The following is an 11,998-nucleotide window of genomic DNA, read 5'->3' on the forward strand; positions in this document are numbered from 1 at the left end:
CGGGCTCAGTACTCCGCGCGCGCCGCGAACGTCTCGAGCAGGCGCTGCAGCGAGTCCAGGCGCGGCGCGGGCAGCCGGTGCTCCGCGACCGCCTCATTGAGCGCGCAGTCCGGCGCGTCGGGCAGGTGCGTGCAGCCGCGCGGGCACTCCTCGGCGACGGCGTCGAGATCGGGGTACGCCCGGAGGATGTTCGCGGGGTCGACATGGCCGAGCCCGAACGAGCGCACGCCCGGGGTGTCGATCACCCATCCCTTGCCCCGTCGGCCCTCGTATCGCAGCGACACCGTGGAGGACGACGTGTGCCGGCCGCGGCCGGTCACCTCGTTCACATGCCCCGTCGCGCGGCCGGCGCCGGGCACGAGGGCGTTCACGAGCGTCGACTTGCCGACGCCGGAGTGCCCGACGAAGACCGTCGAATGGCCCACGAGCGCCGCTCCGATCTCGGCGACCGGCGTCTCGCCGCGCGCGCTGCGGAAGACGCGCAGGTCGGGAAGGCCCTCGAAGTGCGCGAGGAACCCCTCGGGGTCGGCGAGGTCGGTCTTCGTGACGACGAGGAGCGGCCGGATGCCGGCGTCGAGGGCCGCCACGAGGTAGCGGTCGACGAGGCGCGGGCGCGGCTCGGGATCGGCCGCGGCGACGACGACGAGCATCTGGTCGGCGTTCGCGACGACGACCCGCTCGACCTGGTCGGTGTCGTCCGCGCTGCGACGCAGGAGCGACGTGCGCTCCTCGATGCCGACGATGCGCCCCAGCGTGCCCTCACGGCCCGACGTGTCGCCCACGACGCGCGCGCGGTCGCCCGTGACGATCGGCGTGCGGCGCAGCTCGCGCGCGCGGGCGGCCGTCGCCTCGTGCTCGTCGGGGCCGTCCTCGTCGATGAGCAGGGTGTAGCGCCCGCGGTCGACGCCGAGCACCCGCGCGATGCGGGCGTCCTCGTGTGCGGGGCGCCGCTTCGTGCGCGGCCGGTTGGCCTTCGGGTTCGGCCGCACACGGACATCCGACTCGTCGAACTCGTCGTCGAGGTCGTCGGAGTCGCCGAGCCAGCTCACGCCGAGGTGCTCCTCGACCTCGTGCCGACGAGGCCCTCCCACAGCTGGGCGAACTCCGGCAGCGTCTTCGCCGTCGTGCCGATGTCGTCGACGACGACACCCGGGGTGCGCAGCCCGATAAGCGCGCCGGTGGTCGCGATGCGGTGGTCGTGGAACGCGCGCCATGTGCCCGCGCGGAGGGGCCGCGGGAACACGCGGATGCCGTCCGGAAGCTCCTCGGCCTCGCCGCCGACCGCGCGGAGGTTCTGGGCGAGCGCGGCCAGGCGATCGGTCTCGTGCCCGCGGATGTGCGCGATCCCGCGGAAGGTGGACGGTCCGTCCGCATACGCTGCGAGCCCGACGAGCGTCGGCGTGAGCTCGCTCACCGCCGAGAGGTCGAGGTCGACGCCGTGCAGGCCCTTGCCCGCGGAGACCGTGAGCGCACCCGAGCGCCGCGTCACGCGCGCGCCCATGTGCGCGAGGATCTCCGTGAGGTGCGCTCCCGGCTGGGTCGAGTGCACGGGCCATCCGGTCACCGTCACGTGGCCGCCCGCGATCATGGCGGCCGCGAGGAACGGCGCGGCGTTCGACAGATCGGGCTCGATCGCGATGTCCTTGGCGCGCACGGGGCCGGCCGGCACGATCCACTCGCCGTGGCCCGACCGCTCGACGAGCACGCCGCGCCGCGCGAGCGACTCGATCGTCATGTCGATGTGCGGGACGCTGGGCAGGCGGGCGCCGACGTGGCGCAGCCGCAGCCCCACGTCGAAGCGCGGGGCGGCGAGCAGGAGGCCCGAGACGAACTGACTCGACGCCGAGGCATCGATGTCGATCTCCCCGCCGCGCAGATGGCCGTGTCCGTGCACGCGGAAGGGGAGCGACCAGCGCCCCTCGTCGTCGATGTCGACGCCGAGGTCGCGCAGCGCCTTGATCATCTCGCCCATCGGCCGGTGCAGCGCGCTCTCGTGAGCGGTCACGAGCACGTCGCCGTCGGCGAGGCCCGCGAGCGGGGCGACGAACCGCATCACCGTGCCGGCCTGGCCCGAGTCGACCGTGCCGCCGCCGCGCAGGGGAGCGGCAGGGGTCACGTGCAGGTCGGGCCCGAACGGGCTGTCGCCCTCGACCTCCTCGATCCCGACACCCAGCTGGGTGAGCGCCTCGATCATCCGGCGGGAGTCGTCCGAGTGCAGCGGCCGGTGCAGGGTGCTCGGCCCGTCTGCGATGGCCGCGAGCACGAGCTCGCGGTTCGTGAGCGACTTCGACCCGGGCACGGCCAGGGTCGCGTCCAGCGCACGCTCGGCGACGGGCGCCTCGTACGCGCCCTGCGGTCTGTTCACGGCGCCATGGCCGTCGGGGGAATACCCACGGGCAGTCATCGCGTTCCACCCTACTGAATGCACGAGAGGAGCCGGATGTTCGCCACCCTTGCGAATCCGCGTGAGGACGTCGACGCGGGGCCCTGCGGCGGCGCCGACGCGGCGCGCCTAGACTTGCCGATCATGAGCGACGCACAGCCCTCCCCGGCAGACGCGCGCGCGCAGTTCGAAGAGCAGGCGCTCCCCTTCATGGACCAGCTCTACGGCGCGGCGATGCGGATGACCCGGAACCCGCCGGATGCGGCGGACCTCGTCCAGGAGACGTTCGTCAAGGCGTTCGCGTCGTGGTCGTCGTTCACGCAGGGGACCAACCTCAAGGCGTGGCTGTACCGCATCCTCACGAACACCTACATCAACACGTACCGAAAGAAGCAGCGCGAGCCCTACCAGGGCACGATCGACGACCTCGAGGACTGGCAGCTCGGCGGCGCCGAGTCGACGACCGCCATGAGCAGCCGCTCGGCCGAGGCCGAGGCGATCGACCGCATGCCCGCCTCGGTCGTGAAGGACGCTCTGCAGTCCATCCCCGACGACTTCCGGATGGCGGTGTACCTCGCCGACGTCGAGGGCTTCGCCTACCAGGAGATCGCCGACATCATGAAGACCCCCATCGGCACCGTCATGAGCCGCCTGCACCGTGGCCGGCGGCTCCTGCGCGGGATGCTGACCGAGTATGCGGCCGAGCGCGGGATCTCGGCCGCCGAGACAGGAGCGAAGAAATGACCGACTGCGGCTGCGAGAAAGCACGGCGCGACCTCGAGGCGTACCTCCGAGGCGCGATCGAGCTGTGCCGGACCGAGCACTCCGACATCAAGGAGCACATCGACAGCTGCCCGAGCTGCCAGGGCGAGGTCCTCGTCGAGCGCACGCTCACCGAGGCCATCCAGCGCTCCTGCCGCGAGGAGGTCGCCCCCGAGGAGCTCCGCGACCACGTCCTCGCCCAGCTGCGCGCGGCGCAGGCGGCCCACACAGCGGTCTGAGACCGCCCCTGAGACCGTGGCGTCGAGCACACAGTCTCGGGGTGGACAATAGACGTCGTGGAAGAGCTCTTCGTCCTCCTGCTGGTGGTCGTCACCGCCCTGGCATTCGACTTCACCAACGGGTTCCACGACACGGGCAACGCGATGGCCACGTCCATCGCGACCGGGGCTCTGAGACCGAAGGCGGCTGTCGCCCTGTCAGCCGTGCTCAACCTCGTCGGCGCGTTCCTCTCGATCGAGGTCGCGAAGACGGTCGGCGGAGACGTCGTCGACCTGAACCAGGCGCAGGGCGAGGAGCTGATGCTCATCGTCTTCTGCGGCCTCGTCGGCGCGATCATCTGGAATCTCGTGACCTGGCTCTTCGGCCTCCCGTCGTCGTCGAGCCACGCGCTCTTCGGCGGGCTCGTCGGCTCGGCGTTCGTCTGGGGCATCGTGAACGGCGCGAACGGCGTCGTGTGGGCCGGCATCGTCGGCAAGGTGCTCATCCCCGCCGTGCTGTCGCCGCTCATCGCGGCCCTCATCGCGGGCGTCGGCACCGTGCTCGTCTACCGCATCACCGCCCGCGTGCCGGCGGAGAAGTCCGAGCGCGGCTTCCGCTGGGGCCAGCTCGGCTCGGCGTCGCTCGTCTCGCTCGCGCACGGCACCAACGACGCGCAGAAGACGATGGGCGTCATCTTCCTCGCGCTCATCGCATACGGGGCGGTGAACCCCGAGGACGACGTCCCGTTCTGGGTGAAGCTGACGTGCGCCCTCGCGATCGCGCTCGGAACCTACCTGGGCGGATGGCGCATCATCCGCACGCTCGGAAAGGGCCTCGTCGAGCTGTCGGCGCCGCAGGGGATGGCCGCGGAGACGTCGAGCGCGGCGATCATCCTCACCTCGAGCCACCTCGGCCTCCCGCTGTCGACGACGCACGTCGCGACCGGATCCATCCTCGGCACTGGGCTGGGGCGCAAGGGCGCCGAGGTCCGCTGGAAGCTCGCGGGGCGGATGGGCATCGCGTGGATCATCACGCTGCCGGCCGCGGCCGCTGTCGGCGGCGTGTGCTGGTGGATCGGCTCCGCGTTCCCCGGCCTCATCGGCGTCCTCATCGTCTTCGCCCTGCTCATCGGGCTGTCCGGCTACATGTACTGGCGCTCCACGCACAATGAGGTGTCGCACCACAACGTCAACGACGACTGGAAGGACGACGGCGTCACGCTCGACACGTCGAACGTGACGAGCGTCGTGAAGGTGGTGCGCTGATGGCCATCGACGTCTCCGCGATCCTCGGCTCCGTCGGCCAGGTGCTCGTCGCCGGGCTCCTGCTCGGCGCCGGCCTCCCCGCGCTGTTCGCGCTCGGGGTCCGCCTCCTCGCCACGGCCCCCGAACCCGGAGTCGGCGGCTTCTCGGGTGCCCGCGTCGGCGCGTGGGCGTGCTTCGGGCTCTGCATCGCCGCCGCCCTGTTCGGGATCGTCGTCATCGTCTTCGGGAAGCAGATGTTCGGGGCCTGAGGCCCTCCGGCAGCCATCCCGCTGGGCCCGCGCGGCGTCACGCCTGTCGGAGTCGCGGGGCTGCTGCGCGCGTGTCGTGCTCAGAGGACGACACCCGTCCCGCCGGTCCGATTCCCGGAACGGCTCCGGCGTCACTCCTGTCGGAGCCGCGGGACTGGTGTGCGCGTGTCGTGCGCACACGACGACATCCGCCCCACCGGTCCGATTCGGGAGACGCCCGGGGGAGCAGGTGCGCCCGCGCGGGGCCTGATCCCTTCGGGCACCGCGCCGGGCCATCCTGCGCCGCTCCGCGCCTGCCGCCGCGGGCGGCGGCTCGGAACCGGCGTCCGCGCCCGCACGTAGGCTGGTGCGGTGAGCCCCATCGACGCACGCACTGTTCCCGCCGACCCGACCTCTCACGCGCGCCTCGCCGCCGCCGGCCTCGACTACCGGCTCGTCGACGGGGCGGACCGCGACGCGCTGGGCCGCACGCTCCAAGCTGTGTCGCGCGGATTCCTCGGCCCGGAGGTGAACGACGAGTCGCTCACCGAGCAGCACACCCAGCTCGCCGACCGCCGGTACACGGCGGTGTTCGACGCGTCGATCGCCGAGCCGGAGATCCCGGTCGCGACGGTCGATTCGTGGGTCACGCCGCTGACGATCCCCGGCGGCGAGCTCGACATGTGGGCGATCAGCGGTGTGACCGTGTCGCCGACCCACCGGCGGCGCGGCATCGCGCGGGCCATGCTCGAGGGCGAGGTGCGCGCCGCGGCCGAGGCCGGCCTCGCGATGGCGGGGCTGACCGTGACCGAGACCACCATCTACGGCCGGTACGGCTTCGGATCGGCGATCCCCATGGGCCGGTGGACGATCGATGTGCGGCGGGCGGGATGGTCCGGGGGCGAGCCCGACGGCCGCGTCGAGTTCGTGAGCCGCGAGCAGCTCGCGCGCGACCTCGGGGAGGTGCACGACCGTCAGCGCACGCTGCGCGCGGGCGAGATCGCCGGATGGCCGCGGCGCTGGCGGCAGCACGCTGGCCTGTCCTCCTCGGTGAAGGACGGCGACAGCGTCCGCGGCGTGCGGTATGTCGACGCCGACGGCGCCGTGCGGGGCGCGATGGCCTACCGGATCGCCGAGGGCGAGAGCGACTTCGCGCTCGCGCGCCTGGACATCCGCCATCTTGCGGCCGAGACCGACGACGCGACCGCCGCCCTCCTGCGCTTCGCCCTCCAGCACGATCTCGTGGCCGAGGTCCGCACCGACCTGCGACCCGTCGACGACCCGCTCCGCTGGCTCGTGAGCGACGAGCGCGGTGCCGTGCAGACCATCCGCGACCACGGCTGGCTGCGCATCCTCGACGTGCCGCGCGCGCTCGAGGCGCGCACGTACTCCGCACCGGCGACGGCGACGCTCGAGGTGACCGACCCGCTCGACCTCACGACGGGCACGTGGCACCTCGAGATCGGCGCGGATGGCCGTGCGCACGTCGCGCCGACGGACGCGGCGCCCGACCTCCGGCTCGGGATCGCGCAGCTGTCCTCGATCTTCCTCGGGGGCGTGCCCGCCCTCGGTCTCCTCGCGGCACGTCGCATGGCGGGCGACCGTGCGGTCGCGGCGGCGCTCGACGTCGCGTTCCGGCCCGCCCAGCCGCCGTCGCTCAGCATCTGGTACTGAGCTCGCGGCATCCGCACCGCACGACGAAGCGGCCGGCCATCCCGAGGGATGACCGGCCGCTTCATCGTGCGGATCAGGCCAGCGCGCGGCCCATCAGCTCGGCCTGCTCGACCGCGTGGATCTTCGAGGACCCGGTCGACGGCGCGGCGGCAGCCGGTCGCGAGACGACCGAGATCGTGCGGCCGAGACGGCCGGCGACCTCGAGCGAGATGAACGGCCACGCGCCCTGGTTCTCGGGCTCGTCCTGGACCCAGACGATCTCCGCGTTCGGGTACTCCGCGAGCACGGCCTGCAGCGCCTCGACGGGCGCCGGGTAGAACTGCTCGAGGCGCACGAGCGCGATCGACGGGTTGGGGTTCTTCTCGAGCTCGCCGCGGAGATCCCAGTGGATCTTGCCCGAGTGCAGGAGCACCTTCGTGACGCCCGCCTTGTCGATCGGACGGTCGTCGGCGAGAACCGGCTGGAAGCGGCCCTGCGTGAAGTCCTGGATCTCGCTCGTCGCCCCGCGCAGACGCAGCATGGCCTTCGGCGTGAAGACGATGAGCGGCTTGCGCGGCCGTGCGTACGCCTGGCGGCGGAGGAGGTGGAAGTACGACGCGGGCGTCGACGGACGCGCGACCGTCATGTTGTCCTGCGCGCACAGCTGCAGGAAGCGCTCGATGCGCGCCGACGAGTGGTCGGGGCCCTGGCCCTCGTACCCGTGGGGGAGGAGGAGCACGACACCCGACTCCTGGCCCCACTTCTGCTCGGCCGACGAGACGTACTCGTCGATCACCGACTGCGCGCCGTTGACGAAGTCGCCGAACTGCGCCTCCCAGAGAACGAGCGCCTCCTCGGCCTCGACCGAGTAGCCGTACTCGTACGCGAGCGCTGCGTACTCGCTGAGGAGCGAGTCGTACACCCAGAAGCGGCCCTGGCTCTCCGAGAGGTTGACGAGCGGCAGCCACTCCTGGCCGTTCACGCGGTCGTGGAACGCCGCGTGGCGCTGCACGAACGTGCCGCGACGCGAGTCCTGGCCCGCGAGGCGGACGTTCGTGCCCTCGAGCAGGAGCGATCCGAACGCGAGGAGCTCGCCGAACGCCCAGTCGATCTTGCCCTCGCGGCTCATCTGCACGCGCTTGTCGAGCAGCTGCTGCAGCTTCTGATGCACCGTGAAGCCCTCGGGCTTGTTCGCGTGCGCATCGCCGATCTGGTGGATCACCTCGACCGGGACGCCGGTGACGTCGGGCTCCCCGACGACCGGGTCCTGCTCGACCTCGGGCGTGACGACGGGGTTCGCCCCCGTCTCGACCGCGTGCGTCTCGGCGAACGCGACCTCGAGGCGGTTCTGGAAGTCGGCCTTCGCCTGCTCGTACTCCTCCTCGGTGATGTCGCCGCGGCCGACGAGGGCCTCGGTGTACAGGCGGCGCACGGAGCGCTTCGCCTCGATGAGGTCGGTCATGAGCGGCTGCGTCATCGACGGGTCGTCGCCCTCGTTGTGACCGCGGCGGCGGTAGCAGACGAGGTCGATGACGATGTCGCGGTGGAAGCGCTCGCGGTACTCGAAGGCGAGCTCCGCGGCGCGCACGACGGCCTCCGGGTCGTCGCCATTCACGTGGAGGATCGGCGCCTGGATGGTCTTGGCCGTGTCGCTCGCGTAGTACGAGGTCCGCGAGTCCTGCGGCAGCGTTGTGAAGCCGACCTGGTTGTTCACGATGATGTGCACCGTGCCGCCGGTCCGGTAGCCGCGCAGCTGCGACATCTGCAGGGTCTCGACGACGACGCCCTGGCCCGCGAAGGCCGCGTCGCCGTGGATGAGGACGGGCAGCCACGAGAACGACGCGATCGGGCCGCGGTCCTGCTTGGCGCGCGCGATGCCCTCGAGCACGCCGTCGACGGTCTCGAGGTGCGACGGGTTCGCGGCGAGGAGCACCTCGAGCGAGGAGCCGCCGTCCGACGTGAAGGTGCCCTGGGTGCCGAGGTGGTACTTGACGTCGCCCGAGCCGCGCTTGTTGCCGGGCAGGGCGCCCTCGAACTCCTGGAAGACCTCGCCGTACGCCTTGCCGGCGATGTTCGTCAGCACGTTGAGGCGGCCGCGGTGCGGCATGCCGATCGCGGCGCCCTCGAGCCCGCCGTCGGCCGCGCCCTGCAGGATGCGGTCGAGGAGCGGGATGAGCGACTCGCCGCCCTCGAGCGAGAAGCGCTTCTGGCCGACGTACTTCGTCTGGAGGAAGGTCTCGAACGCCTCGGCCTCGTTGAGCTTGCGGAGGATGCGCAGCTGCTCGTCGTGGTCCGGCTTGACGTACTTGACCTCGAGCTTCTGCTGGAACCACTCGCGCTGCTCGTGGTCGGCGATGTGCATGTACTCGATGCCGACGGTGCGGCAGTACGTGTCGCGCAGCACGCCGAGCACGTCGCGCAGCTTCATCTGGCGCTTGCCGCCGAAGCCGTTCGTGACGAACTCGCGGTCGAGATCCCAGAACGACAGCCCGTGCGACTCGATGTCGAGGTCGTGGTGCTCGCGCTGGACGTACTCGAGCGGGTCGACGTCGGCCATGAGGTGCCCGCGCACGCGGTAGGAGTTGATGATCTCCTGCACGCGCGCGGTCTTGTCGATGCGCTCGGAGAGGTCGACGGCGACGTCGGGGTTCCAGTGGATCGGCGCGTACGGGATGCGCAGGGCCGCGAAGATCTCCTCGTAGAAGTCGCGCTCGCCGAGCAGCAGCTCGTGCACCTTCTTGAGGAACTCGCCCGACCCGGCGCCCTGGATGACCCGGTGGTCGTAGGTGCTCGTGAGGGTGATCGTCTTGCCGATCGCGAGCTCGTTGAGCGTCTTCGGGCTCGCGCCCTGGAACTCGGCCGGGTACTCGAGGGCGCCCGCGCCGATGATGCAGCCCTGGCCCTTCATGAGGCGGGGCACCGAGTGGACGGTGCCGATGCCGCCGGGGTTCGTGAGCGAGATCGTCGTGCCCGCGAAGTCGGCCGCGGTGAGCTTGTTCGCGCGAGCGCGCTTGACGAGGTCCTCGTAGGCGGCGAGGTACTCGTTGAAGGTCAGCGTGTCGGCCTTCTTGATGCTCGGCACCATGAGGGCGCGGGAGCCGTCGGGCTTGGGCAGGTCGATCGCGATGCCCAGGTTGATGTGCGCGGGGGCGACGACCGACGGCTTGCCGTCGATCTCGGCGTAGAAGACGTTCTGGCTCGGGAACTCCTTGAGCGCGCGGATGAGCGCCCACCCGATGAGGTGCGTGAAGCTCACCTTGCCGCCGCGTGCACGCGCCATGTGGTTGTTGATGACGATCCGGTTGTCGATCATCAGCTTCGCGGGGATGGTCCGCACGCTCGTCGCGGTCGGGACGGTCAGCGACTCGTCCATGTTCTTCGCGAGCGTCTTGGTCATTCCCTTGAGGACGGTGACCCTGTCCTCCTCGGCCTCGCGCTGGTCGTCGCCGTTCGCGGGCTTCGAGACGGGCTGGTCGGCCGGGATGGGCGCGGGCGCCGCGGGGCGCGCCGTCGTGCGCGCGACCGGCTGCTGCCCGACGACGGGGATCGGCGCCGTCGGCGGATGCGCGGGGCCGCCCGAGGGCGTCGCGGTCGGAGCGGCCGGAGCCGCGGGCGCGCCGGCGCCTGCGCCGTACGCCTCGAGGATCGGCCACCATTCCCTGTCGACCGCGTTGCGGTCGACCTTGAACTGCTCATAGAGCTCTTCGACGAGCCACTCGTTGGCACCGAACTCGTCTTCGCTCGAGGTACCGACGCCCGTCACACGGCTTGACACGGCAGGATCGCCCACTTTCGTCCCTGAATCGATGGCACGCATGCTCCGATGCGGAAAACCCCCGAACCGGACCTCCCGAGGCGGTCTCTTCGCACCGGGACGATGCGCGTGCGTTCAGGCATCCAGCCTAGCCCACTCGCCGCGCGGAACGCCCTGAGGCGACGCGCTCTGATGGCACGCACAGTCGCGCGCCGCCGCGTTCCGACAGGGCGGCGCTACCGTGGGCGACATGGAATTCATCGGCGAGCCCCCGACGGTCGATCTCACCTACTCGGACGTCTTCCTCGCGCCGCGCAGATCGGCGATCACGAGCCGCCTCCAGGTCGACCTCGCGCCGGGTGACGGCACGACCGCGACCATCCCGCTCGTGTCGAGCAACATGAACTCCGTGACGGGCCCGCGGCTCGCGGCGGCCCTCGCGCGCCGCGGCGGGCTCGGCGTGCTCCCGCAGGACATGCCCCTTCAGGCCCTCGATGCGGCCATCCGCTGGGTGAAGCGGCAGCCGGTGCACTGGGACACGCCGCTCATCCTCGCGCCGGAGACGACGGTCGAGGAGGCGCGTCGCGTGCTGCCGCCGCTCGAGGGGCACGGCATCGTCGTCGGTCGCGGCGAGGGAGCGGATGGCGAGCTCCCGCACGCGTCCGACATCCGCGGCATGCTGCCGGCGTCTCGGCTCGCTACCGCGCTTCCCGACGCCGCGCTCGGCGACCTCGTGCGCGGCCCCGTGCCGTCGATCGACGCCGACGACGTCACCGACGCGCGGCATGCGTTCGCCCTGCTCGTGGACGCCGATGTCGAGATGATGACGGTCGTGCGCAAGGGCCGGCTCGTGGGCACCGCGACGCGCCGCAGCGCCCTCCGGTCGACGCTCTACCGCCCCGCGGTCGACGCCGGCGGCCGCCTCGTCGTCGCCGCGGCGATCGGCATCAACGGCGACGTCGAGGCGAAGGCCCGGGCGCTCGCGGCGGCGGGCGTCGACGTGCTCGTGGTCGACACCGCGCACGGGCATCAGGAGGGGATGCTGCGCGCGCTCGGCGTCGTCGCGGGCCTCGGCCTCGGCATCCCGGTCGTGGCCGGCAACATCGTCACGGCCGACGGCGTCCGCGACCTCGTGGCGGCCGGCGCGTCGATCCTCAAGGTCGGCGTGGGCCCCGGCGCGATGTGCACGACCCGCATGATGACCGCCGTCGGGCGGCCCCAGTTCTCGGCCGTGCTCGAGACCGCCGAGGCCGCGCGCGACCTCGGCGCGCACGTGTGGGCGGATGGCGGCGTCCGCTACCCGCGCGACGTCGCGCTCGCGCTCGCGGCGGGCGCCGCGAGCGTCATGATCGGCTCGTGGTTCGCCGGCACCATCGAGGCGCCGGGCTCGCTGCAGACGGACGCCGACGGTCGCATCTTCAAGGAGTCGTGGGGGATGGCCTCGACGAAGGCCGTGCAGGAGCGCTTCGGCCGACTCGACGCCTACGAGCGTGCACGCAAGGAGCTGTTCGCCGAGGGGATCTCGTCGTCGCGCATCTACCTCGACCCGCTCCGCCCGAGCGTCGAGGACCTCGTCGACATGATCACCTCGGGCGTGCGCTCGTCGTTCACGTATGCGGGCGCCGCGACCGTGGCGGAGTTCCACGACCGCGCCCGCGTCGGCCTGCAGTCCGCGGCGGGCTACGAGGAGGGGAAGGCGCTCCCCGTCAGCTGGTGACGGGGAGCGCCGGGGCGT

The 11,998-nt window shown here is 71.8% G+C and carries 9 protein-coding genes; 6 read left to right on the forward strand and 3 right to left on the reverse strand.

Annotated elements, in window-relative coordinates:
- Window positions 1-5: 5 nt before the first annotated feature.
- Together rsgA and aroA are read right to left on the reverse strand one after the other, a co-directional pair.
- The gene (gene rsgA, locus ACOWU6_RS10055; protein ID WP_282978173.1) at window positions 6-1,049 is read right to left on the reverse strand and encodes a ribosome small subunit-dependent GTPase A; all 1,044 of its coding nucleotides are present in this window, start codon (window positions 1,047-1,049) and stop codon (window positions 6-8) included.
- Window positions 1,046-2,404, reverse strand: a complete 1,359-nt coding sequence (gene aroA, locus ACOWU6_RS10060; RefSeq protein WP_271172302.1) for a 3-phosphoshikimate 1-carboxyvinyltransferase — start codon at window positions 2,402-2,404, stop codon at window positions 1,046-1,048. The genes rsgA and aroA overlap by 4 nt, the downstream gene beginning before the upstream one ends.
- Before the next feature lie 123 nt (window positions 2,405-2,527).
- On the opposite strand from aroA, the gene ACOWU6_RS10065 reads away from it, so the two are divergent.
- From ACOWU6_RS10065 to ACOWU6_RS10085, 5 genes are all read left to right on the forward strand, one after another.
- Window positions 2,528-3,127, forward strand: coding sequence for a sigma-70 family RNA polymerase sigma factor (locus tag ACOWU6_RS10065; protein WP_271172301.1), 600 nt, complete (start codon window positions 2,528-2,530; stop codon window positions 3,125-3,127).
- Complete coding sequence (locus ACOWU6_RS10070) at window positions 3,124-3,384, forward strand: anti-sigma factor family protein (protein WP_271172300.1); 261 nt, start codon at window positions 3,124-3,126, stop codon at window positions 3,382-3,384. Before ACOWU6_RS10065 ends, ACOWU6_RS10070 begins: the two co-directional genes overlap by 4 nt.
- Before the next feature lie 57 nt (window positions 3,385-3,441).
- Entirely contained in the window at window positions 3,442-4,629 is a 1,188-nt protein-coding gene (locus ACOWU6_RS10075; protein ID WP_421075592.1) for an inorganic phosphate transporter, read from the forward strand.
- Window positions 4,629-4,877, forward strand: coding sequence for a hypothetical protein (locus ACOWU6_RS10080; protein WP_271172298.1), 249 nt, complete (start codon window positions 4,629-4,631; stop codon window positions 4,875-4,877). The genes ACOWU6_RS10075 and ACOWU6_RS10080 overlap by 1 nt, the downstream gene beginning before the upstream one ends.
- Before the next feature lie 351 nt (window positions 4,878-5,228).
- Window positions 5,229-6,530: a GNAT family N-acetyltransferase gene (locus tag ACOWU6_RS10085; protein ID WP_421075593.1), complete on the forward strand. Its 1,302-nt coding sequence runs from the start codon at window positions 5,229-5,231 to the stop codon at window positions 6,528-6,530.
- A 73-nt stretch (window positions 6,531-6,603) separates the two neighbouring features.
- Here the strand turns inward: ACOWU6_RS10085 and ACOWU6_RS10090 are convergent, their stop codons facing one another.
- Window positions 6,604-10,284: a multifunctional oxoglutarate decarboxylase/oxoglutarate dehydrogenase thiamine pyrophosphate-binding subunit/dihydrolipoyllysine-residue succinyltransferase subunit gene (locus tag ACOWU6_RS10090; protein WP_421075594.1), complete on the reverse strand. Its 3,681-nt coding sequence runs from the start codon at window positions 10,282-10,284 to the stop codon at window positions 6,604-6,606.
- A gap of 229 nt (window positions 10,285-10,513) precedes the next feature.
- Here ACOWU6_RS10090 and ACOWU6_RS10095 point away from each other — a divergent pair, with 229 nt between their 5' ends.
- Complete coding sequence (locus tag ACOWU6_RS10095; protein ID WP_421075595.1) at window positions 10,514-11,980, forward strand: GuaB1 family IMP dehydrogenase-related protein; 1,467 nt, start codon at window positions 10,514-10,516, stop codon at window positions 11,978-11,980.
- Window positions 11,981-11,998 lie beyond the last annotated feature (18 nt).

Origin of the sequence: Microbacterium sp. SA156 (assembly GCF_049065455.1) — a bacterium.
In the GTDB taxonomy this organism is placed as follows: domain Bacteria; phylum Actinomycetota; class Actinomycetes; order Actinomycetales; family Microbacteriaceae; genus Microbacterium; species Microbacterium barkeri.